General features: G+C 63.7%; 23 protein-coding genes. 9 read left to right on the top strand and 14 right to left on the bottom strand.

Annotated features, from left to right (window positions below):
* Positions 1 to 63 precede the first annotated feature (63 nt).
* On the top strand, positions 64 to 1,002 hold the full coding sequence (locus HQR01_RS10345) for a homocysteine S-methyltransferase family protein (protein WP_173214800.1): 939 nt from the start codon (positions 64 to 66) through the stop codon (positions 1,000 to 1,002).
* Between the two features lie 8 nt (positions 1,003 to 1,010).
* Here the strand turns inward: HQR01_RS10345 and HQR01_RS10350 are convergent, their stop codons facing one another.
* Complete coding sequence (locus tag HQR01_RS10350; RefSeq protein WP_173214801.1) at positions 1,011 to 1,766, bottom strand: 3-hydroxybutyrate dehydrogenase; 756 nt, start codon at positions 1,764 to 1,766, stop codon at positions 1,011 to 1,013.
* A gap of 75 nt (positions 1,767 to 1,841) precedes the next feature.
* Here HQR01_RS10350 and ypfJ point away from each other — a divergent pair, with 75 nt between their 5' ends.
* A complete protein-coding gene (ypfJ, locus tag HQR01_RS10355) occupies positions 1,842 to 2,696 on the top strand; it encodes a KPN_02809 family neutral zinc metallopeptidase (RefSeq protein ID WP_173214802.1) in 855 nt (284 codons plus the stop codon).
* Between the two features lie 59 nt (positions 2,697 to 2,755).
* Here ypfJ and HQR01_RS10360 read toward each other — a convergent pair whose 3' ends face one another.
* Both HQR01_RS10360 and HQR01_RS10365 read right to left on the bottom strand, forming a co-directional pair.
* Complete coding sequence (locus tag HQR01_RS10360; RefSeq protein WP_173214803.1) at positions 2,756 to 4,402, bottom strand: M56 family metallopeptidase; 1,647 nt, start codon at positions 4,400 to 4,402, stop codon at positions 2,756 to 2,758.
* Positions 4,399 to 4,788 carry a BlaI/MecI/CopY family transcriptional regulator gene (locus HQR01_RS10365; protein ID WP_173216316.1) on the bottom strand — a complete coding sequence of 130 codons (390 nt, stop codon included), beginning with the start codon at positions 4,786 to 4,788 and terminating at the stop codon, positions 4,399 to 4,401. The genes HQR01_RS10360 and HQR01_RS10365 overlap by 4 nt, the downstream gene beginning before the upstream one ends.
* A gap of 130 nt (positions 4,789 to 4,918) precedes the next feature.
* On the opposite strand from HQR01_RS10365, the gene HQR01_RS10370 reads away from it, so the two are divergent.
* Complete coding sequence (locus HQR01_RS10370; protein WP_173214804.1) at positions 4,919 to 5,548, top strand: peptidylprolyl isomerase; 630 nt, start codon at positions 4,919 to 4,921, stop codon at positions 5,546 to 5,548.
* Here the strand turns inward: HQR01_RS10370 and HQR01_RS10375 are convergent.
* The 6 genes from HQR01_RS10375 to HQR01_RS10400 form a co-directional block, all read right to left on the bottom strand.
* Complete coding sequence (locus HQR01_RS10375) at positions 5,517 to 6,848, bottom strand: amino acid permease (protein ID WP_173214805.1); 1,332 nt, start codon at positions 6,846 to 6,848, stop codon at positions 5,517 to 5,519. The genes HQR01_RS10370 and HQR01_RS10375 overlap by 32 nt on opposite strands.
* Positions 6,849 to 6,926: 78 nt before the next feature.
* Entirely contained in the window at positions 6,927 to 7,802 is an 876-nt protein-coding gene (locus HQR01_RS10380; protein WP_234030129.1) for a glycoside hydrolase, read from the bottom strand.
* Between the two features lie 2 nt (positions 7,803 to 7,804).
* A complete protein-coding gene (locus HQR01_RS10385; protein ID WP_234030130.1) occupies positions 7,805 to 8,194 on the bottom strand; it encodes a PaaI family thioesterase in 390 nt (129 codons plus the stop codon).
* Positions 8,191 to 8,799 (bottom strand): TetR/AcrR family transcriptional regulator, encoded by a 609-nt coding sequence (locus HQR01_RS10390; protein ID WP_173214806.1) that lies wholly within the window; start codon positions 8,797 to 8,799, stop codon positions 8,191 to 8,193. The genes HQR01_RS10385 and HQR01_RS10390 overlap by 4 nt, the downstream gene beginning before the upstream one ends.
* 3 nt (positions 8,800 to 8,802) lie before the next feature.
* A complete protein-coding gene (locus tag HQR01_RS10395) occupies positions 8,803 to 9,273 on the bottom strand; it encodes a DUF4442 domain-containing protein (protein WP_234030131.1) in 471 nt (156 codons plus the stop codon).
* A gap of 89 nt (positions 9,274 to 9,362) precedes the next feature.
* Entirely contained in the window at positions 9,363 to 10,667 is a 1,305-nt protein-coding gene (locus tag HQR01_RS10400; RefSeq protein WP_173216324.1) for a M20/M25/M40 family metallo-hydrolase, read from the bottom strand.
* Between the two features lie 208 nt (positions 10,668 to 10,875).
* On the opposite strand from HQR01_RS10400, the gene HQR01_RS10405 reads away from it, so the two are divergent.
* Both HQR01_RS10405 and HQR01_RS10410 read left to right on the top strand, forming a co-directional pair.
* Entirely contained in the window at positions 10,876 to 11,721 is an 846-nt protein-coding gene (locus tag HQR01_RS10405; RefSeq protein WP_173214807.1) for a DMT family transporter, read from the top strand.
* An 8-nt stretch (positions 11,722 to 11,729) separates the two neighbouring features.
* Positions 11,730 to 12,329, top strand: coding sequence for a metallophosphoesterase family protein (locus tag HQR01_RS10410; RefSeq protein WP_173214808.1), 600 nt, complete (start codon positions 11,730 to 11,732; stop codon positions 12,327 to 12,329).
* Positions 12,330 to 12,512: 183 nt separating this feature from the next.
* Here HQR01_RS10410 and HQR01_RS10415 read toward each other — a convergent pair whose 3' ends face one another.
* Genes HQR01_RS10415 through sdhC form a run of 4 tightly spaced genes read right to left on the bottom strand, consistent with a single transcriptional unit; the run spans position 12,513 to position 15,785 of the window.
* Positions 12,513 to 13,145, bottom strand: coding sequence for a hypothetical protein (locus HQR01_RS10415; RefSeq protein WP_173214809.1), 633 nt, complete (start codon positions 13,143 to 13,145; stop codon positions 12,513 to 12,515).
* A 19-nt stretch (positions 13,146 to 13,164) separates the two neighbouring features.
* On the bottom strand, positions 13,165 to 15,006 hold the full coding sequence (gene sdhA / locus HQR01_RS10420; RefSeq protein ID WP_173214810.1) for a succinate dehydrogenase flavoprotein subunit: 1,842 nt from the start codon (positions 15,004 to 15,006) through the stop codon (positions 13,165 to 13,167).
* A complete protein-coding gene (gene sdhD, locus HQR01_RS10425; protein ID WP_173214811.1) occupies positions 15,006 to 15,392 on the bottom strand; it encodes a succinate dehydrogenase, hydrophobic membrane anchor protein in 387 nt (128 codons plus the stop codon). The genes sdhA and sdhD overlap by 1 nt, the downstream gene beginning before the upstream one ends.
* A gap of 12 nt (positions 15,393 to 15,404) precedes the next feature.
* Positions 15,405 to 15,785, bottom strand: coding sequence for a succinate dehydrogenase, cytochrome b556 subunit (gene sdhC / locus HQR01_RS10430; RefSeq protein ID WP_173214812.1), 381 nt, complete (start codon positions 15,783 to 15,785; stop codon positions 15,405 to 15,407).
* Between the two features lie 107 nt (positions 15,786 to 15,892).
* Here sdhC and HQR01_RS10435 point away from each other — a divergent pair, with 107 nt between their 5' ends.
* From HQR01_RS10435 to HQR01_RS15260, 4 genes are all read left to right on the top strand, one after another.
* Positions 15,893 to 16,603: an SDR family NAD(P)-dependent oxidoreductase gene (locus tag HQR01_RS10435; RefSeq protein WP_173214813.1), complete on the top strand. Its 711-nt coding sequence runs from the start codon at positions 15,893 to 15,895 to the stop codon at positions 16,601 to 16,603.
* Positions 16,593 to 17,510, top strand: a complete 918-nt coding sequence (gene bla / locus HQR01_RS10440) for a subclass B3 metallo-beta-lactamase (protein ID WP_173214814.1) — start codon at positions 16,593 to 16,595, stop codon at positions 17,508 to 17,510. The genes HQR01_RS10435 and bla overlap by 11 nt, the downstream gene beginning before the upstream one ends.
* The gene (locus HQR01_RS10445) at positions 17,507 to 18,409 is read left to right on the top strand and encodes a 50S ribosomal protein L11 methyltransferase (RefSeq protein ID WP_173214815.1); all 903 of its coding nucleotides are present in this window, start codon (positions 17,507 to 17,509) and stop codon (positions 18,407 to 18,409) included. The genes bla and HQR01_RS10445 overlap by 4 nt, the downstream gene beginning before the upstream one ends.
* Positions 18,410 to 18,507: 98 nt before the next feature.
* Positions 18,508 to 19,074, top strand: a complete 567-nt coding sequence (locus HQR01_RS15260) for a DUF2061 domain-containing protein (protein WP_173214816.1) — start codon at positions 18,508 to 18,510, stop codon at positions 19,072 to 19,074.
* Here HQR01_RS15260 and HQR01_RS10455 read toward each other — a convergent pair.
* Positions 19,071 to 20,540, bottom strand: a complete 1,470-nt coding sequence (locus tag HQR01_RS10455) for an FAD-binding protein (protein WP_173214817.1) — start codon at positions 20,538 to 20,540, stop codon at positions 19,071 to 19,073. The genes HQR01_RS15260 and HQR01_RS10455 overlap by 4 nt on opposite strands.
* Positions 20,541 to 20,582: the final 42 nt, after the last annotated feature.

Below are 20,582 nucleotides of genomic sequence, written 5' to 3' on the forward strand. Positions count from 1 at the left end.
GATTCAGGAATAGCACTGCTGCCGGGATCGCGTCAGTTCCAAGCAAAGCGTACGAGGTGTACGATGACGACGCAGCCATTGCCTCAGCTTCAACACCGTTTCCTGACCGACGCCGGGCTCGAAACCGATCTCATCTTCAATCGCGGCATCGACCTTCCCTATTTCTCGTCAATCACGCTGCTGCAAAGCGACGCCGGGCGGGAGGCTTTGCTCGACTATTATTGCGGCTTTCTGGACCTGGCGGCTCGCAGGCAAGTGGGATTCATTCTTGAAAGCGCGACCTGGCGCGCCAGCCCGGACTGGGCCGAACCACTGGGCATGAGCGAAGAGGCACTCGCCGGACTGGTCGGCAAGGCAATCACAATGCTGGTGGACCTCAAACGGGACTATGCCGATCGCGTCCCGTCCCTGGTCGTCAGCGGCTGCGTCGGCCCGCGCGGTGACGGATATGATCCGGGCTCGATCATGGAGGCGGATGTCGCCGCCGCCTACCACGCGCAGCAGATCGGGTGGATGGCACGCGAGGGCTGCGAAATGATCGCAGCGATCACCATGACCAATGTGCCCGAGGCTCTTGGCGTGGTCATGGCCGCGCGGACAGCCGGTTTGCCGGTCGCAATCAGCTTTACCCTGGAAACGGACGGGAAACTGCCCACCGGCCAGAGTCTCGGAGATGCGATCGCGGAGGTCGATGCTGCAACAGGAAGCTATCCCGCCTACTACATGGTCAACTGCGCCCATCCCGAACATTTCCTCACCGCACTCGACGACACTGTCGCCCAGGTTGGCGACAGGGTCAGGGGCGTCCGTGCGAACGCCTCGCGCTGCAGCCATGCCGAACTTGATGCCATGACCGAACTCGACCGCGGCGACCCGGCGGAACTGGCGCGACTGCATTGCGAAATGCTGGAGCGGCACCCGGCGATCAATGTCCTTGGGGGCTGTTGCGGCACCGACCTCGAGCACGTTTCCGCAATCGCGGAGGCGTGCCTGACCGGCTAGCGGAGGCGCTATTCCGCCGTCCAGCCGCCATCCACGCTCCAGTTGGCGCCGTTGACGTTCTGCATCTCGTCACGACACAGGAACACCGCCAAGGCGCCAATTTCGGCAGGCTGGACGAACTTCTTGGTCGCTTGCTTCACAAGCAACACATCGTTAATCACCTGCTCGCGCGTCATCCCGCGCGCCTTCATCGTGTCGGGGATCTGGTTTTCGACCAGCGGGGTCCAGACATAGCCGGGGCTGATGCAATTGGCGGTGATGCCGAATTCGGCGAGTTCGAGCCCGATCGTCTTGGTGAAGCCATCGAGCCCGTGCTTGGCTGCATTATAGGCGCTCTTGAACGGGCTCGCGACCTTGGAATGCGCACTCGCTGTGTTGATGATCCGACCCCAGCCCTTTGTCTTCATCGCCGGCACGGCTAGCCGCGTGGTGTGGAACGCGGCGGTCAGGTTAAGCGCGATGATCAGGTTCCACCGGTCGACCGGAAAGTCCTCAACCGGGGCCACGTGCTGCATTCCTGCATTGTTCACGAGAATGTCGATATCGCCCGCGTCGGCCATCATCTGTTCGACCTGCGCCACATCGGTAAGGTCCGCGCCCGAATGCGTTGCGCCCAGTTCGTCGCACAACTTGGCGATCTCATCGGCATCACCGAAGCCGTTGAGCACCACCTGCGCCCCTTCGGCCGCCAGCGCCCGCGCAATCGCAAGGCCAATGCCCGAGGTGGAACCGGTGACGAGTGCGCGCTTACCTTCGAGAAACATTTGGACCTCCGAGCGTTGATTGGGCATTCGTTGGCCTGAACACCGGCCGGACACAAGAGCAGACAGGGGAAGCCGATGCGTCTCAATCCGTTTGATACCAGCAATATCAACGTCGGGACGACCGGAGGCGGTGGTGGCGGTCGCGGCCGCGCGGGCAGCATCGGCTGCGGGACGATCGTGATTGCCGCAATCGGCTATCTCGTCTTTGGCCTCGACCCATTCCAGACTGCAGCAACCGTCGAAGGTATCCAGCAGCAAGGTCAGGTGCAGCAGGCCCCCATGGGCGAAGATGAGCAGGCAATCTGCACCTCCAACCAATATGCGACCGAGACCTGCAACGGGTTGCAATCGCTCAACCAGACCTGGGCCGGCATTTTCGCCGACCAGGGTGCGCAGTTCGAACAGCCGATGCTTCGCTTCGCCACCGAACAGCGCTTCAACACGGGCTGCGGGCCAGGTTCGGTGGGTATGGGTCCGTTCTATTGCCCGGCCGACCGGACGATCTACATCGACGTCAGTTTTTACGACCAGCTGGGGCGGATGTCGGGGCGCGGCGGCGACTTCGCGCGCTATTACGTGATCGCGCATGAATTTGGCCATCACGTGCAGACGATCACCGGCATCTCCGAACAGATCCGTAGCGCGCAGCAGCAGGACCCGCGTCGTGCGAACCAGTTGCAGGTGCTGATGGAGCTACAGGCAGACTGTTATGCCGGCGTCTGGGCAGGCAAGAACCGTAATCTGATCGAGCCCGGCGATATCGAAGAAGGGATGGCGGCTGCCGCAGCGATCGGCGACGATACGCTGACCCAGGGCCGCGTCAGCCCCGAGAACTTCACCCACGGCACCAGCCGCCAGCGCAGCCAGGCCCTGCAACTGGGCCTGCAAGGCGATGACCTCGCCTGCGACAGGATCGTTACCGGAAGCTAGGAATCAAGAAGGGCGCAGCCTTGCGGTTGCGCCCTCCCCGTCCAACTCGCACAGGGGTATCAGCGCGAGTGCTCGGCGATTTCCTGGTCAAGGGCACGCAGCGCCTCCGCACGTTCCTCGTCGCTCAGGTTGCGGTCGGCCTCGATCGCCTTGCGTGCTGACTTCATCGCCTTGAGCGCGATGCGATCACCGTTGGCTTCGCACACGAACATGGTGGTGCGGCCCTTCGCATCGGTTTCGGTGGTAACGATGTTTTCCTTGTCGCGGCACGACATCACCACCCGGGGCGCCGCGTCGCGTGCCTTGGCAGCTGCCGAATGCGCTTCGGCCATGGCGATCCTGACTTCGCGCTGAATCTCGATGTTCTGATCGGCGAGTTCCCGGCGCATTTCGGCCATGTCCCGCTCGAACTCAGCCATGTCCCGCTCGAACTCGGCGCGCTCCTCTGCGCTCCAACCTTCCATGTCGCCGTGGCGGATTACGCGACGTTCGACACGGTGTTCCCGCGAGCCATCGCCATCGCCGTGGCGGATGATGACGTGGCGCTCGACACGTCCGTCAGCAGTTCGGTTTTCCTGCACGCCATCCAATTCGCTGTCCCAGCTATCGACTTCCGGCGCTGCCGGAGGTTCGGGCGGGAGCGGCGGTGCCGGCGGCTCGGGTGGCAGTGGTGCGACCGGCGGTTCGGGCGGCTCTGCCGCGTTGGCGTAGCAAATCGAGGCGGTCATCGGCAGCGCGAACAGGGCCGCGACGAGACCAGTGCGTGCTACCAACTGGCGGCGCGGAGATACGTCGGTCATGGAAAGATTCCTCAAACGGTGGATGATGGATTTGTCCCCCAAAACCGGACAGGCCATCGGTGCCGCCAGGGCAGGACGCGGGGTGGCCCGCGGGCGACGGGCAAAATCGGCGATCACGCCAGCGTAGGCGGCGCGCTCTTCACGCGGGCGAGCAGCGACCACGCGGGCATCACAATAGGCTTCCTGGTCGCGGCGCAGCGCCATCCAGCCCATGTAACCGAGCGGATTGAACCAGTGCATCGCGAACAGCGGCTGGACGAGAATGTTGGCCAGGAGGTCGTGGCCGCGGTGGTGCTCAAGCTCATGGGCAATGGCGAGATCGCGTGCCTTCCGATCGCGAGTGGTCATGAAGCCGACCGGAAGGGCAACGACCTTGTCCAGGACGCCGAATGCGATCGGCCCCGAAATGGCAGGAGTCTCGATCAGGCGTATGCGCCCAACCTCACCCACCGGGACCGCATCGTCGAGCAATTCGCGGCGCAGTTCTGCGTAAAGCCAGAACCGACGCACGAGGAAGACCGCCGCACCCGCGAGCCACAGGACAATCAATGGTGTGAGAAAATCGGTCGGCTCGGCGACCACCGGCGGGTAATCCACCGGGGTCGAAACGGGGATGAAATAGGTGAAGCTTGCCGGCTCGCTCGCAGCTCCCACCAGCGCGGGGTCCAGCGGGTCGAAAACCGGCTCGCTTGTGGATGGCAGCCAGGCGGCCATCCATGCCGGTAGCGTCATCGGCGGGATCAACAGGCGCAGCGCAGGCAGTGCCCACAGGGCGTAGGCCGTACCCGAGCCCAGGTGCCGCGCAACCGGGCGACGCAGCAGAAGGACGAAAGCGATCAGCGCGCCAGTCCACAGCAGCGTGTCGCACAGGAACCAGTCCCAGTATTCCCGGACAACTTCGGTCATCTGCGCATCTCCCTCAAGAGCGCCTCGATCTCATCGAGATCCTTGTCGCTGAGCGCCTCGTTCTCGGCGAGGTGCGCGAATAGCGGCGCAGCACGGCCGCCAAACAGGCGATCCACCAGGCGACGCGATTCCACGCCAACATATTCGGAGCGTTCGATCAGCGGATGATACAGGAACTTGCGACCCAGCGGCTCGGAACCGACCGCCTGCTTGGCGACCAGTCGACCTAGCAGGGTCTTCACCGTCGGCATGGTCCAGTCGCGCGCGGCGCAAACCTTGTCGCATACATCGGCAGCGCTAAGCGGGCTCTTGTCCCACAGCACTTCCATCACCGCATACTCGGCTTCGCTGATCCGTTCCCCGACTGGATTGCCACGCTTGGCCATCATTTCGCTCCCTGGGCATACATTACGATTACGCCTGTAAGCAGTGTGACTACGGTTGTAAACCTGAAGCGTGGATTAATGAAAGCGCGAGGCGCTTGCGACTCGACCAACGGCGCATCAGGATGGACTGATGACATGGATCACCCGCGCACTTGCCCTTCTCGCCCTCCTCGCCAGCCCCCTTGCCGCGCAGGACGCCATCGCAGATTCACCCGAACCGCGCACCGAACTGGTGGTGCTGGAAACGACGCTGGGTGAGATCACCCTGGCGCTTGAGGTGGAGCGCGCGCCGATCACCGCCGCCAACTTCCTGCGCTATGTCGACGAGAAGCGATTGGACGGGACGGTGTTCTATCGCGCCATGCGGCTCGATTGGGGGGACCAGCCGAACGGCCTCGTCCAGGCCGGTACGCAGATGCATCCCGATCGGATCCTTCCGCCGATTGCGCATGAGCCGACCAGCGTGACCGGCATTCTCCACAAGGCGGGTACGATCTCCATGGCGCGCTACGAACCCGGCACTGCGACCGGAGATTTCTCGATCATGATTTCGGACCAACCCGGCTTCGATGCACGACCGGACTCGTCGGACCCCGGCCAGCATGACGGCTTCGCCGCCTTCGGCCATGTGGTTTCCGGAATGGAGGTGGTGCGCGCAATCTTCGATGCCCCGACCGACCCCGAGAAAGGCGAAGGGTGGATGAAGGGTCAGATGCTCGCCGATCCCGTCAGGATCGTGAAGGCTCGGCGCGCGAACTAACCCCCGACCGCTTGACGAACCACCAGGCCGGGACGGTTGCCAGTGCCAGCGCTGCGGTGACCGTGATCAGCATGGTTCCCGAAGAGACGATCAACAACGCCGAAAAGGCCGCACCAAGCACGGCCACGATCCATGCGGTTACCCGGATTGCCGGCGACGAGTTGGCGGTAAAGCGGATCAGGGCGTAGGCCGCGTAGATGTAGATCAGCACGGTGAACACCACCACGGCATTGATCAGCGTTTCGAACTGTTCGCCGATTGATGGGGCGGCCGTGGCGAAAACCGCGATCGTCATCACCACGCCCATCACCAACAGCGCGCGCACCGGCACCCCCCGCGCGTCGGGAACCGCCAGCCAGCGTGGCAGGTAACCGGCCGCGGCCGACCACAGCGTGGTTTCGCCGGTAACGAAGACCCAACCGCCGCAGGTGCCCGAGGCCTTGAGGATGGCGCAGATCGCCACCAGCCCCGCCGCCGCAGGGCCGAGGATCTTCTCGACCGCGAGAGCGAAGGGTGCGGAAGAAGCCGCAAGGTCGGCGGCGGGAACGAGGCCGAAGATGGCGCTCGAGGCGAGCATGTAGACGATGGCTGCAAGCCCGATACCGCCCATCGTCGCCAGCGGAACGTTTCGCTCTGGGTGCTCGACCGTGCGCGCCACCATGGCTGCGCATTCCACCCCGACGAAGGCCCAGAACACCGAGAGCAGCGAACCATAGACCGCGCCCGAGGGGCTTTCCCCGCTGACGATCCACGAAGCCGCGAAGAGGTCAGGGTCGAACCACATCCAGCCCAGCGTTCCCGCCGCGAGCAGCGGCACCAGGCCGAAGGCCATGGTCAGGGCATGCATGCGCCCGATCGCCTGCGGGCCGAGGATGGCGATGCCGGTCAGCAGCCAGATCACGCCAGCCGTGGCCGCCGCCGACCAGCCGGGCTGGTCGAGTATGGGAAAGAACACCGTGAGATAGCCGGTCACCGCCAGCGCGATGGCGATATTGGCGAGCCAGCAGCCGAGCCAGTAGAGCAGGCAGCTCTGGAACCCCCAATAGGGACCCATCGCGGCAGAGATCGTGTCGGCGAGCCCATCTTCGCTCGGCCTCACGATCATGATCAGGCTGAACACCCCGCCCAGCACCAGCGCGCCGAGCGTGGCGATGATCCAGCCGAACAGGCTGATGCTGCCGATTGCCGCCAATGTCGCGGGAAGCAGGTAGATGCCGGAGCCGATCAGGTTCCCGGCAACCAGCAGGATCGCCATGACCAGGCCGATGCGCTTTGCGGGCGCCGCCGCCGACCCACTCATGCGCCTGTCTTGTCCTGCATGGTCACTCCTCTTTGCGGCACGATGCGTCAGGATCGTGCGAACGCAAAGCGAAAAGCCTCAACATTCCTCAGCCGTGTTCTGTGGCGGTGGCCCGGGCGGCACGCGGGCCGGATGCATCCAGAACGGATCGCCTTTCAGCCGATGATTGTTGCCGTAGGCTGCGGCCAATGCGGCGTAGAGCTGCGGGTCGTAGGCGGCGAGATCCGCGTGGTTGAGGATGCGGGTTCCGTTGAAGGCCTGCAGGCGATTTGAATCGAACCAGAACTGCGTGCCTTCGGCCCAGTATTCCTGCATCGTCGTGGTTGTATATTCGTTGAGCCAGAGCCCCCTCGCCCGCGCATTGGCATAGGCCGCTTCGATCTTGCGATAGAGTGGCGGATCGACCTCCTCGATCGCGAACAGCACGTTGTGACCCATTTCGTGGACAAAGATCGTCTCCCCGAAATAGCGGCTGACGGGCAGGCCCAGCACATCCTCTTCCGAACCGACCGCTCGGTCGCCACCAATCCCGCGGGCGCGGTTGTCCCAATATTGGCGGTCGCTCAGTGCGCCGATGCGCGCGTCATAGTGCTTCAGCTCGCAACGGGTGAGCCGCGGATCGTCGCGCGCGGGCTTGGTCCAATGCGCGTTCTCGGGCAGGTCGAGCAAGGCCTCGTCCACCGCGATAATCGTTACGCGGTAATCGTGCTGGACCAGCCACTTTGCCAGCTCGGGCCGGTGGGCAAGCATGTCGCTGAGCATGTCGCGCGCCGCCAACAGGGCGTCGTCGCGCACCTTGGCCGAAGCCAGAATAGGAATGCCGCGCGCACTCACCGACTTGGCGTAGAAGCCGGGAGCATTGAGCGCCGGATTGGGCGGAGAAACGGTGGCCGCGCAGCTAACCAGGCCGAACGCCGCAAGCAGGACGGCAATCTGTCGTGAACGCGGCGGCAAGATCAGAGCACGAGCTGGGTCTGCGTAACCACGGCGACGCGCTTGCCATCCTCGCCGGTGATCTCAGTCTGCCACACGGAAATCCTTCGCCCGACCGAGAGCGGGGTCGCCCTACCCGTCACCGTGGTGCCGACCTTGGCCGCACCGAGGAAGTTGGTCTTGCTTTCGATGGTGGTCGTCCCGCCCGCGCCTTCGGGCAGGTTCACGAAAGCCCCGACCGCGCCCAGCGCATCGGCAAAGGCCATGATCGCCCCGCCGTGCATGATCGAATTGGCGGTGCAAAGGTCCTCGCGCACGGTGATCGTGCCCTCGACCCCATCGGGACCGGCACTCGTCACTTCGACACCCATCAGGCGCGAGAATGGCATCGATGCTGCAAGATTCATGGTCATGGTTTGTCTCCCGGCGGGGGTGAAGTCCAGAGCGATTGCGGAGGCGGCGTATCCGCGTCGACCAGTCCCGCAATCTGGAGCAGTTCGGCGATGAATTCCTCGTCGCTGCGCCGGCGCAGGACGCCTGACAGGTGGAGGCCCAGCCCGCCGTGGGCCATCATCCAGAAGCGCATGACGGCGCGGCGCCGGGTTTCGTCATCCCCTTCTTCGGGCGCAAGCGCCGCGAGCGAGAGGGCGATAACCTTGTCCGCGGCGGCGCGGAGGTCCGGGTGACCCTCGAACTGCCCGTAGCCGCGTTCCATCATCACCCGATAGAGCGCCGGATTCTCGAGTGCGAAGCGGGCATAGCTGCGCAGGAAGACGAGCGGGTCCGTGGCACCCTGCAGCGCCTCTGCCAGCCTGGCGTAACCGGCGGCGGCAACCGCGGCGAGGAAGCCCTCGCGGTCGCCGAAGTGGTTGTAGAGCGCCCTGTGCGCCACGCCCGCCCTGGTTGCGATGGCGCGAAGCGATAGCGGCTCAGAACTTCCCGCGGCGAGGTCAGCCAGCGCGATGGTGACCGCTTCGGTCGCCAGATCGCCATGGTGGTATCCCGCCCGCCCCGCCACGTATCAGGCCGCTTCGGCCAGGCTCTTGAGATGCCAGTCGACCGTCACCCGGGCGACCGAACGGCCCGTTTCGTCGGCCAGTTCGACCGTCACGGGAAACCGAACCCGGCCTTCCTGATCGAGCGTTGCCTGCAGGGCCGCCGCATCACCATCGATCCGCGCCGTCGCCTCGATCGTCCCGCGCGCAACGGCGAGATAGTCGATCGAAGCCGAAGCAGCCAACGGCCGCATACTTGCCATGCGCGGCAGGAAGGCGCCGACCATGGCCGCACCCGATGCCGCCTCCGCAAGGGTGAACAGCGCGCCGGCATGCTGGCTGCCGACATGGTTCAGCGTGTGCGGCTGCTCGACCAACCGGGCGCGCGCCTCGCCCGCGTCGACCGCCAGGATCTCAACCCCCGTATGCACCGCATAGGGGACCGCATGCGATAATTGTGCGCGTACTGCTTCGAACATCGACTCGTCTTTCATCATGTATCCAGTGGATACATTGCGGTCATGCGAAGCGTTCGTCAAGCTTCCTTCTCAAAGTGCATCGCCCAATGAAGGCCCGGCGGCAGCCCTCAACGCTCTTCGGCGGCGAGACGGCTCATCATGATCGCGGCGCGCTGGGCCTGGCGCGTGAGCGTGGTCAGGTCGACCGTTTCGCCCGGCGCATGGCTTCCCGAGCCCGAAGGGCCGAACCCGATCAGGCCGTCGATCAGCGACGCGACGAAATTGATGTCCCCGGCCCCGCGCCGCGACGGGGGCAGGATCGGCATTTCGGGCAAGCCCATGTCGGCATTGATCGCATTGAGCCGGTCGAGCAGCGCGCGATTTCCGGCCGTCGGGCCCATCGGCGGATAGCGGAAATCGAACTCGATCGTCGCATCGGTGCCCGAAAGATGGCTAGCGACGATGGTCTTCATCTTGGCCACCACCCGATCGGTCTGTTCCTGCGTCAGCGTGCGCAGATCGCCGTGCGCAATGGCAACCGGCGGGATGATGTTGGCCTTGCCATTGGCATGGGCGGCAGAATTGTCGTCGGAGATCGAGGCCCGCGCACCCCCGGCGATGAGGCCCACGCTATAGGTCAGGTCCGGTTCGCGCAGCTCGCGACGGAAGGCGTCGAGAATGCGCGCCAGTTCGTAGATCGCACCGAAGCCCGAACGTTCGGAGAAGATGCGGCTCGAATGGCCCTCGGTCCCCGTTGCGGTGAGCGTCCAGCTGTTCGACGAGCGCCGCGCGATCGAACCCATGTCGACCCCGTCTTCGATCGTCAGCCCTTCGAAATCGAGCGCGACATCGGCCTCCTTGGCCGCAGCGACGAGATCCGCGCGCGCCAGATCGATGGGGTTGCCTGCGCTTTCCTCGTCGCCGGTCATGGCGACCACGATATTGGCATCCGCGAGCGTACCCGCCGCCTGCATCGCGCGAAGCGCGGCGAGGATGACGATGATCCCGCCCTTGTCGTCTTCGACCCCCGGCCCGGTCATTATGTCGCCTTCGCGGGTAACCGTCTGGAACGGCGAGTCCGGCTCGAACACGGTATCGAGATGCGCGATCAGCAGCATTCGCGTGGTGCCTGGCTTGCCGGACTTGCGCGCGAACAGGTGCCCGGCCCGGCCAGCTGCGGACTGGTCGATCCATTCTGTGGTGAAACCCAGCGCCTCGAACTCGGGTGCGACCATCTCGGCGACCCGCTTGACGCCTTCGAAATTCAGCGTCCCGCTGTTCACCGAAGCGATCTTCTCGAGGAAGGCGACGTCGCGTTCGAAACCGTCTTGAACCGTTGAAATGATGACCTGTTCCGGCTCGGACAGTTGAGCAGAAGCAGGAGAAGCAAAGCTAGTTGCAAACAGCGCAGCAATCAGTCCGGCGTGGCGCATTCTTATCGATCTCATCCCAGGCTCCAGACTGTACAGGCAGGATCGAACCCCTCCCGCCCAATTGATGTTGGATACCCATCCACACCACCCTGCAAGCGTTAGCAACCGCAGTCTGGATCCACCCGCTCGGTTCGTCGCAAAAATCTTGCATTGCCGCAAGCCAAGTACGTAGGGCCGCCGCCGCTCCTCTCCTGATCGAATTGCTCCTATGAATCACACTGTATTTCTTGCCGTTATCGGCGCGGCGTTGCTGCACGCGCTGTGGAACGCCGTGGTCAAGAGCGGCTCGGACAAGCTCGTCGGAATGGGAGCCGTGGTCATTGGCCATGCACCGCTGGCGCTGGTCGCCGTGCTGCTTGCACCTACCCCCGATGTCGCGAGCCTGCCCTATCTTGCGGCGGGCGTGGCGCTGCATTTCGGCTACCAGCTGTTCCTGCTCCACTCATACAGGCTGGGTGACCTGACGCAGGTCTATCCGATTGCCCGCGGCTCGGCTCCGCTGATGGTCGCAGCCGTTTCGGTCATCTTTCTGGGCGTAACACTAGGAACCGCGGAGATTGCCGCCATCGCGCTGATCAGCCTTGGAATCCTGAGCCTCGCGATTGTCCAGAGGGCGGACGGAACGGGTGCCCGTGGCGCGTCCTGGCTCGCTCTCGCGACCGGGGGCTTCATCGCATCCTACTCGCTCGTCGATGGAACGGGGGCGCAGCTGGCAGGCACGTCCTTTGGCTTCTATGGTTGGCTGGCCCTGATCAATGCCGCACTGATGGCAGCATTCCTGATCATCCGTTCGCCGGACGCCGCTCGCACCGTCGCGCAAACGCAGAAACGCGTCGCCTTGTTGGGCGGTGGAGCATCCTTTGCCGCCTACGCGCTGGTCACTTGGGCCTTTACCCAATCATCGATCGCCCTAGTTGCGGCCCTGCGCGAAACGAGCATCGTGTTCGCCATGCTGATCGGGGTGTTCTTCCTCAAGGAGAAGGTCGACCTGAAAAAGCTGGTCGCCACTTCGCTTACCCTCGCCGGCGCATTCGCCCTGCGGATCGCGCGCTGAGAAAACCGATGCGGATACTGGCATTCTCGGACATCCATCGCGACGTTGACCGCGCACGACAGATCGTGAGTGCAAGTGCGGACGCCGATGTCGTGATCGGTGCGGGCGATTTCGCCATCTGTGGCGAGGGCTCGCTCGACACCCTCCATGTACTCAGGGATTGCCGATGCGATGTGATCATCGTGCATGGCAACCATGACAACGCCTGTGAAATGGCGGACTTCTGCGCCGACTGGAATCTGGGACACTTCCTGCACGGTACCGCTGTCGAGATCGACGGTCTTTGCTTCGCCGGACTGGGTGGTGAGGTACCAAGCCGTACCGACCACGTATGGAATGCCAGCGAGTCCGAGGAGCGTGCCGCAGCGATGCTGGCCGCGCTGCCTCGCGCCAGCGTCATCGTCACACACACCCCCCCGCTTGGCCATGCCGACCTGCAACACGACGGTACGCACGAAGGAAGCGCGGCGATCCGGGACTATATCCGCCAGCAAAACCCTCGCCTCGCCCTGTGCGGGCACATCCACAATGCCTGGGGCATGACCGGAACGATCGGTGACACTCGGGTGCACAATCTGGGCCCAAAGCTGAACTGGTTCGAAATCTAGGGACGCGCAAATGCGCCCGAATCCAGCCTGACTGCAGAGACGACGACCTACTCGAACCCTGACAGGTGGGCAGATGCGCGAGCGACGGAGCTGGCGGCAATGATCAACGCAGCCCGTAGGGAGTTGGCGTCGAGACATTTGCCGAGGCAAAGCAAATGCCGAATTGCGCGGGCAAGACCCGCCTCAGAGCTCGATCTTGCGGAACCTCAGCAAGCGGTCGAAACGCTCGAGCAGGTAAGCGCCATCACGTTCGGGCAGGAAAGCCTCGTCGAAATCGAACACACCCAGGTCATTGGGCTCGAAGCGGAAGCTCAGGTCGTGGGCGCCGTCCTCGACAGGGATGTCCGCTGAGCGGACCTCAAATATGGGCAAGGCCAGGGCGATGGTCGCGACCTGCCCTCCCTCATCCAAGGGAACAACCAGCTCGTCGGCGTTGAAGTCTGCCACAAACGCCGTGCCATCAGCCATCGTCACGTTGGCTGAGAACAGTTGGACCGGAAGCCCGGTGGGAACCTCAAGATGGATCGCGAGCGCGTCTGGCTCGCCCTCCGACGTGCGAACCTGCTCAAATTCAGGCGCGGTGACCGGATCGCTGTCGAGCACGATCCCCCCTTCGACTTGATGCCAGCTGCCTTGCGATACCTCGTCGACCGCGCCGTAAGAGACCCAATAGCTGAACCGCCCGTCGGCATCGAGCTCGAGCCACGCCGCGAGTTCGGTCTGGCTGCCGTCATAGCTGCCAGATGGACCCTCTGCGCGGAGCGGCATCGCCACCAGCAGGAGCAGTAGTGCGCCGAGCCGTGCAAGTCCCCGCATCGGCCCGCTCCCCTGCCTACTAGTAGACCCGCTTCTTCGGCTTGATGTACTCGACGTCGTCGGTGAGCGTGTATTCGTGCACCGGGCGGTAATCGATCTTCACCCCGCCGCCATTGCCGCCCCAGCCTTCGAACCAGGTGATGGTGTGCTTCATCCAGTTCTTGTCGTCACGCTCGGGGAAATCCTCGTGCGCGTGGGCGCCGCGGCTTTCCTTGCGGTTTTCGGCGCTCGCCATGGTGACGTTTGCCTGCGCCATGAGATTGTCGAGTTCGAGCGTTTCGATCAGGTCGCTGTTCCAGATCAGCGAGCGGTCGGTCACCGAGATGTCCTGCATTCGCTTGTTGATCTCGGCCAGGCGGGTGACGCCTTCGCTGAGCAGCGCGCTATCGCGGAACACGGCGGCGTGCCTGGTCATGGTCTTCTGCATTTCCGCACGCACCTGCGCGGTGGGCGAGCCACCCGCGGCATGGCGGAAGTGATCGAGGCGGGTCAGCGCCAGATCGGCGCTATCGCCCGGCAACTCGTCATGCGCAGTGCCCGGAGTGATGATCTCCTTGAGACGATGGCCGGTTGCGCGGCCGAACACCACGAGATCGATCAGCGAGTTCGAACCGAGGCGGTTGGCGCCATGGACCGAAACACAGGCCGCTTCGCCCACTGCGAACAGGCCGGGGACGATCTTTTCCGGATCGTTCGGATCGCCGGCCATCACTTCGCCGTGATAGTTACAGGGGATGCCGCCCATGTTGTAGTGCACCGTCGGCGTGACCGGCAGCGGCTGCACCGTCAGGTCGACGCCGGCGAAGATCTTGCCGCTTTCGGTAATGCCCGGGAGGCGTTCGGCGAGGATCTTGGGATCGATGTGATCGAGGTGCAGGTAGATGTGGTCCTTTTCCGGGCCCACACCGCGCCCTTCGCGCATTTCCAAGGCCATCGAACGCGACACGACGTCACGGCTGGCGAGGTCCTTCGCGCTGGGGGCATAGCGTTCCATGAACCGCTCGCCCTCGGAATTGGTGAGATAGCCGCCTTCGCCGCGCGCACCTTCGGTGATCAGCACGCCTGCGCCGTAGATGCCGGTAGGGTGGAACTGCACGAATTCCATGTCTTGCATCGGCAGGCCGGCGCGCAGCACCATGCCGCCGCCGTCACCGGTGCAGGTATGCGCGCTGGTCGCGGTGAAATAGCAGCGGCCATAGCCGCCGGTGGCGAGCACCACGGCCTTCGAGCGGAAACGGTGGATGGTGCCATCATCGAGGCACATGGCGATCACGCCGACGCAGACCTTGCCGCCGGGCGTATCCTTCATGATCAGGTCGAGCGCGAAATACTCGACGAAGAAGTCCGCAGCGTATTTCAGGCTCTGCTGGTAGAGCGCGTGCAGCATGGCGTGGCCGGTGCGGTCTGCAGCGGCGCAGGTGCGCTGCACCGGCGGGCCTTCGCCCATGTTCTGCATGTGGCCGCCGAAGGGGCGCTGATAGATCGTACCATCGGTATTGCGGCTGAAGGGCACGCCTGCGTGCTCGAGTTCGTAGACCGCCTGCGGTGCTTCGCGCACCATGTATTCGATCGCGTCCTGGTCACCCAGCCAGTCGGAACCCTTGACGGTATCGAACATGTGCCACGACCAGTGGTCGGGCGAATTGTTGCCCAGCGAAGCGGCGATACCGCCCTGCGCCGCAACGGTGTGCGAGCGGGTCGGGAAAACCTTGGTGATGCAGGCCGTCTTGAGCCCGGCTTCGGCCGAACCCATCGTGGCACGCAGGCCGGATCCGCCCGCGCCGACGACGACTGTGTCATAGGTATGATCGACGATCGGATATGCGCGGCCGCCGATTTCGAAGGTTGCGTTGCGGGCCATCAGGCGGCTCCTCCAAGGGCGAGGCGGGCGATCGAAACGACCCCGAAAGCGCCGCCGCCGATGGTTGCGAGGTTGAGCAGGGCGAGTACGCCGAAACGGGTACCCGAATTGGGAACGTAGTCTTCGACCAGCACCTGCAGGCCGAGACGCGCGTGCCAGAAGACCGAAACGACCAGCAATGCCAGCGCAGTCGCGGGCAGCGTCTGCGATGCCCAGCCGGTCATCGTTGCGTAGGAATAATTCGGCTGCAGCGCGAGGCTGATCACGAGAAACAGCATCAGCACGAGATTGCCGATGGCGGTGAAGCGCTGGACCAGCCAGTGGTGCGCGCCGTGGTGCGCCGAGCCAAGCCCGCGCACACGTCCGATCGAGGTTCCGTTACCCATGGGTTCTGACCTTCAACGAAGCATGATCACCGCCCAGAAACCGGCGGTGAGGAGGATTGCGATAACCGGGGCGAGGATCGACCAGGCCTTGTTGGTGTCGAGTTCATAGCCCGCACCGATATCCAGGACGAAGTGGCGCAGCCCGCTCATCATGTGGGTGAAGAAAGCCCAGGACAGGCCAACCAGCACGACCAGCCCGACAGGCGATCCCATCGTTTCCTGGAACAGCGTGTAGGCGGCTTCACCCGAAGCCATTGCACCTAGCCACCACAGCAGCACGCCCAACCCGACGATGGCCAGGCCATCCCCGGTAGCGCGGTGGAGGATCGAGACCGCCATGTGCGGACCCCATTTCCAGATTTGCAGGTGCGGTGCGATTGGCCGGTTTGCCATATGTCTCGTCCGGTTCTTGGAATTGGAGGCCTTCCCTTAGCGAAGATGACGCGCCGTGCAAGGCAGGCGGCCTCGACAAAGCCTGCAAATTTTCGAATAGCGCGTTCATGACAAGCATCCTTCTCACTGGTTCGTCGCGCGGTATAGGCGCAGCGACCAAGTCTGCGCTCGAAGCTCGGGGCGCAAAGGTCATCGGCCAGGCGACTCGCAGCACGGCGGTCGACTCCGTCCCAGCCGACTTCTCCGACCCCGGCGCGCCGCAGGAGCTTTGGGAGGCTGCGCTCGCCCGGGCCGGCGGGGCGATCGACGTGCTGGTCAACAATGCCGGCATGTTCGTCGCCAGCCCGCTCGATTCGTCGGACATCGAATGGCTCGACGCCTGGGAAGAGACGATGCGGATCAACCTGACCGCCGCAGCACAACTGAGTCGCTTCGCGGTGCGGCACTGGCAGCAACGCGGAACCGGCGGGCGCATCGTCCATGTCGCCAGCCGCGCCGGGCACCGCGGCGATTCCCCGGCGCACTGGCACTATGCCGCAAGCAAGGGCGGCATGCTGGCGATGCACAAGACCATCGCCCGGCAATATGCGGCTGAGGGCATCCTCAGCTTCGCGATCACGCCCGGCTTCACCGATACGGCCATGGCGGGCGATTATCTCGCCAGCCGGGGCGGTCCCGGCCTGCTGGCGGACATCCCGCTAGGACGAGTCGCATCCCCCGAAGAGATCGCCGAAGCGATCGCATGGTGTGCACTCGACGCCCCGCCGAGCATGACCGGCGCCACCCTCGACCTGAATGGAGCAAGCTATGTTCGCTAGGATCGCAGGGATCGCCTTGTGCGCGGCAGGAATGCTGGGTTGTGCAGCGGTGCGCCCCATTTCAGCACCCGGAGTACCCTGGGCGGAAACGGAGCCGCTATCGTGGAAGACCACTTGCGAGGACTGGGATGAATGGGACAAGCCCGGTCCGCCTTACCAGATATATGGCGGTGTCTATTACGTCGGCACATGCGGCATCACGTCGCTTCTGCTGGTCAGCGACAGCGGGCATGTCCTGATCGACAGCGGCACCGACACGGGCGCGCAAGTCGTGATCGCGAATATCAAGAAACTGGGGTTCGACCCTCACGACGTTAAGTACCTACTCACCAGTCACGAGCATTTCGATCACGTAGGCGGGATCGCCCGGTTACAGGCTGCAACCGGAGCAACAATTCTCGCCAATGCTCCTACTTCAACGGTCTTGCGGTCTGGGAAACCAAGCGAGGATGATCCACAGGTGCATTCGCATCACCCATCGTTCCCTGCGGTCATAGGAGAAATTCGCCTCTTATCTGACCAAGAAGTGCTTTCGATAGGCGGACGCGAAATCCACTCGCTGCCAACGCCAGGCCATTCACCGGGTGCGCTAAGCTGGTCATGGCTCGAGATAGATCGTGATACGGGTGAGCTCATGGTCTATGCTGACAGCCTCAGCCCAATAAGTTCGGACAGCTATAAGTTTTCGGACCATCCCGAATATGTCGAGAGCTATCGAAAGGGGATTGAGACCATTCGCAGCTTCGGACGCTGTTTACTGATGACGCCACATCCTTCGGCGAGCAAAATGCCCGAACGCATCGTGGCAACAGGTCTGCGGCGCGGGGTCAGCCTAGCCTGCACCGAATACGCCAACACCATCGAAGCGCGCTTGGACAAGCGGCTGGCGGATGAGACTGCGCCATGACCGCATGGAAAATCGTCGCTGAATGCTCGAAGGACGAGGCCCGAGCGGCGCTGGTCGCGCATGAGGAGGCGCTCGATTTTCCCGATGACTGGGTAGTCACCGGGATGGAGATTGCCGATCACCTGCCCGAGGACTGGACCTTGGAGGTCTATCTCGACCGCAAGCCCACTGCCGCCGACGTGCGGCGCGTGGCCACCCTGTTCGCGGGCACGGCGCCGGACCTGCGCAGCGAGAAACTACCCAACACCGACTGGGTGACCGAAAGCCAGAAAGGCGTCGAACCGATCCGTGCGGGGCGCTTTCACGTGCGCACGCCCGACCATGAACCCGACCCTGAGCTGGTCGACTTCGTTATCCCGGCGAGCCAGGCTTTCGGGACCGGCCAGCATGCCACCACCGCCGGCTGCCTTGCGATGCTCGATCTGATGCGGCGTGAAGGCGTGGTCGCGCGCAATATCGCAGATATCGGAACGGGCACCGGCCTGCTGGCCTTTGCGGCGCTCCACCTGTGGCCGCATGCGCTGGCCACAGCTTCGGACATTGACCCGGTCTGCACCGGAGTGGTCGCAGACAATGCCGCCCTCAACGGGGTCGTTATGGGCGGTCGTGGCGGCGAATTGACGATGGTCATCGCCGGCGGCATGGCCCATCCGCTGTTGCAGGCCCGCGGGCCCTACGACTTGTTTATCGCCAATATCCTGGCGGGGCCGCTCGTCGAACTCGCCGCCGGATTCGCGGCGGCCATCCCCGCTGGCGGCAACCTTTTGCTGGCCGGTCTTCTCGAGACGCAGGAGCAGCGCGTACGGCACGCCTACCGCCGGCATGGCTTTCGCCTGGCACAGCGCCTGGTCAACGGCGACTGGTCGATCCTGTGGCTGCGCAAGAGCCGGGTACGCTAGGGTCCCGCCCCTCTCACGCAGGGTTACACTAGGTGATCTTGTTCATCTGGCAGCAATTTTTGTAGACAATTTCCGATGCCGATCGGTATTTTGCGCGGATGCGCGAAACAGCCGAGCCGCCGATTTTCGGACCTGAAAGCCCAGCACTGGCGCCCAGCCATTTCCCGCGGGTGACGCACAGCAGGCATCTCGCCAAGGCCGTTTCCTGGCGCATCCTCGGCTCGATCGACACGTTGGTGCTTTCGTTCCTGCTGATCACCTTCCTCGGGCCATTGTTCGGTCTCGAACACGACCGGGGCGAAGCAATCAAGGCGGCAAGCACCATTGCCATCACCGAAGTGGCGACGAAGATGGTGCTGTACTATCTCCATGAACATGGCTGGGAAAAGCTGCGTTGGGGGATCGTGCTCAAGGGCCACCGCCGGATCGAGAGCTACCGGCGCTCGACCACCAAAACGGCGACCTGGCGTGTGCTCGCATCGCTCGATACCATGGTGCTTGCCTGGATCTTTACCGGCAATGTCGCCACCGCCGTATCGATCGGTGGGATGGAAGTCCTCACCAAGCTCGCGCTTTACTTCGTCCACGAACGGGCCTGGGCACGGGTTCCCTATGGCATCATTTCCCCCGCCCCGTCGGGCGAGCAGGAAACCGCCACGGCTTAGTTCACCAGGCCCGAGTCAGCCGCCGCAAGGCCGGCCAGCGGCCTGCCCACATCGAGGAAGGCGCGCACGCGTTCGCTGAACATCAGGTTCTTCTGCGGGTAGTGCGTGCGATGGATATTCATCAGTCGCGCCAGTTCGGCCTGGCCCAGTGCGTCGCGGAACTCCGGCATCAGTGCGCTCTTGCCGAAGTGCGGTCGCGTGGCGGGTTCATATTGCAGCACCAGCCTCTGCAGCCGTTCGAGCCAGGCATAATCTCTCGGATCGGCGAAGAGGTCGATTGCCGCCACGGGTTCGCGGTGGTTGGCGCCGAACACCAGCGGAGTCGTTCCGGTCAGCTCGCGCACCGAGATGATACCCTTGAGGTAGAATCCCAGGTCGCGCAGGTCGTCAGCCTCGCGCATGATGAACTTCACCACGGCGGGGGCCTTCTCCAACGGTACGAAGAAAGCGAGGTTGTAGCCCGTGAACGTCGTCGAGAAGCAGCCGCGCAGGATATTCGGCGGGCGGTCACCCGCGAGCCCCGGCGTTGGGTCGTAGAGATAATCCATGTCGCGCGGGTCGGTCTGGATCTGGTCGCGGCGGACGATCTTGAGCCGGTTGATCAGGCGTTGGAGCGGGCGGCGCATGGGGGGCACCCACTTGTCGAGCCACTGGTAGCGCCCAATGATCCAGTTTGCGATCGGTCCCAGCAGACCGCCGCCCTTGCGCACATTCGCCCTCCGCGCCGCCGCATGGCATGGCGCCAGCGTATGCAGCATCATCACTGGGTCCTCGAGATCGGAGTACGGCAGCACGGCCCAGTTGGATGCGATCGTCCCTTGCTGCAGCTCGCGCAGCTTGGACAGGCGATTGATGTGGCTGGTGGAGATGAAGGCCTCCACCGGTACCGTCTCGATCTGCAGCTCGATGATCGGGGCGATCGTCCCGAAGGACAGTGCGACGTAGGCAAAATCCGGATCGCCGCGCTTCAGTGTGACCCGCTGGCCCGCCCCGTCGAGGAAGGTCAGACCGACCACCGCGTCGGCCATCACCCCGCGTTCCCCGAATCCATGCGTACCGGTCGCAAGCGCACCAACCACGGTCTGCGCCATGTAATTGCCCGAGTTGATCAGGCGCCGATCATGGGTGAGCAGGAACTCCTTGAGTTCGCGAACCGAGACCGACGCGCCAACCGTGGCGATACCTGTCACGGGATCATAGGCGGTGTGCTTGAGCCCGCCTTCGCTCATGATCATGGCATTGACGCCAGGCACTATCTGCACTCCGTTATAGGAGTGGGACTTGCCGACGCAGCTATAGAGCCCCTGGACCATGTCGTCGGCCAGTTTCCCGGGGTCGGACGGGATGCGGGCATTGGCCTCGCCACGAAATACGTGGATCCATGAATAGATCCGGCGCGGACCTTCTACACCCTCTGCCCGCGCAATTGCGCGCCGCGCCTGAATGTTCCTGATTGTACGAAACATGCCCCAACCCCCTTATTTATCTAGCTTTCCCTAGCGGGAATA

The organism is Erythrobacter mangrovi, assembly GCF_013260645.1.
GTDB classification, from domain to species: Bacteria; Pseudomonadota; Alphaproteobacteria; order Sphingomonadales; family Sphingomonadaceae; genus Qipengyuania; species Qipengyuania mangrovi.

Bases quoted from the DNA above. Each gene is read 5' to 3' on its own strand.
- HQR01_RS10415 (WP_173214809.1), bottom strand. From the start codon at position 13,145: ATGCGGGGACTTGCACGGCTCGGCGCACTACTGCTCCTGCTGGTGGCG.
- HQR01_RS10385 (WP_234030130.1), bottom strand. From the start codon at position 8,194: ATGACCATGAATCTTGCAGCATCGATGCCATTCTCGCGCCTGATGGGT.
- HQR01_RS10365 (WP_173216316.1), bottom strand. From the start codon at position 4,788: ATGGCCAAGCGTGGCAATCCAGTCGGGGAACGGATCAGCGAAGCCGAG.
- HQR01_RS10435 (WP_173214813.1), top strand. From the start codon at position 15,893: ATGACAAGCATCCTTCTCACTGGTTCGTCGCGCGGTATAGGCGCAGCG.
- HQR01_RS10445 (WP_173214815.1), top strand. From the start codon at position 17,507: ATGACCGCATGGAAAATCGTCGCTGAATGCTCGAAGGACGAGGCCCGA.
- sdhA (WP_173214810.1), bottom strand. From the start codon at position 15,006: ATGGCCCGCAACGCAACCTTCGAAATCGGCGGCCGCGCATATCCGATC.
- ypfJ (WP_173214802.1), top strand. From the start codon at position 1,842: ATGCGTCTCAATCCGTTTGATACCAGCAATATCAACGTCGGGACGACC.
- HQR01_RS10410 (WP_173214808.1), top strand. From the start codon at position 11,730: ATGCGGATACTGGCATTCTCGGACATCCATCGCGACGTTGACCGCGCA.
- HQR01_RS10455 (WP_173214817.1), bottom strand. From the start codon at position 20,540: ATGTTTCGTACAATCAGGAACATTCAGGCGCGGCGCGCAATTGCGCGG.
- bla (WP_173214814.1), top strand. From the start codon at position 16,593: ATGTTCGCTAGGATCGCAGGGATCGCCTTGTGCGCGGCAGGAATGCTG.
- HQR01_RS15260 (WP_173214816.1), top strand. From the start codon at position 18,508: ATGCGCGAAACAGCCGAGCCGCCGATTTTCGGACCTGAAAGCCCAGCA.
- HQR01_RS10395 (WP_234030131.1), bottom strand. From the start codon at position 9,273: ATGATGAAAGACGAGTCGATGTTCGAAGCAGTACGCGCACAATTATCG.
- HQR01_RS10370 (WP_173214804.1), top strand. From the start codon at position 4,919: ATGACATGGATCACCCGCGCACTTGCCCTTCTCGCCCTCCTCGCCAGC.
- HQR01_RS10405 (WP_173214807.1), top strand. From the start codon at position 10,876: ATGAATCACACTGTATTTCTTGCCGTTATCGGCGCGGCGTTGCTGCAC.
- sdhD (WP_173214811.1), bottom strand. From the start codon at position 15,392: ATGGGTAACGGAACCTCGATCGGACGTGTGCGCGGGCTTGGCTCGGCG.
- HQR01_RS10360 (WP_173214803.1), bottom strand. From the start codon at position 4,402: ATGACCGAAGTTGTCCGGGAATACTGGGACTGGTTCCTGTGCGACACG.
- HQR01_RS10345 (WP_173214800.1), top strand. From the start codon at position 64: ATGACGACGCAGCCATTGCCTCAGCTTCAACACCGTTTCCTGACCGAC.
- HQR01_RS10400 (WP_173216324.1), bottom strand. From the start codon at position 10,667: ATGCGCCACGCCGGACTGATTGCTGCGCTGTTTGCAACTAGCTTTGCT.
- sdhC (WP_173214812.1), bottom strand. From the start codon at position 15,785: ATGGCAAACCGGCCAATCGCACCGCACCTGCAAATCTGGAAATGGGGT.
- HQR01_RS10375 (WP_173214805.1), bottom strand. From the start codon at position 6,848: ATGAGTGGGTCGGCGGCGGCGCCCGCAAAGCGCATCGGCCTGGTCATG.
- HQR01_RS10350 (WP_173214801.1), bottom strand. From the start codon at position 1,766: ATGTTTCTCGAAGGTAAGCGCGCACTCGTCACCGGTTCCACCTCGGGC.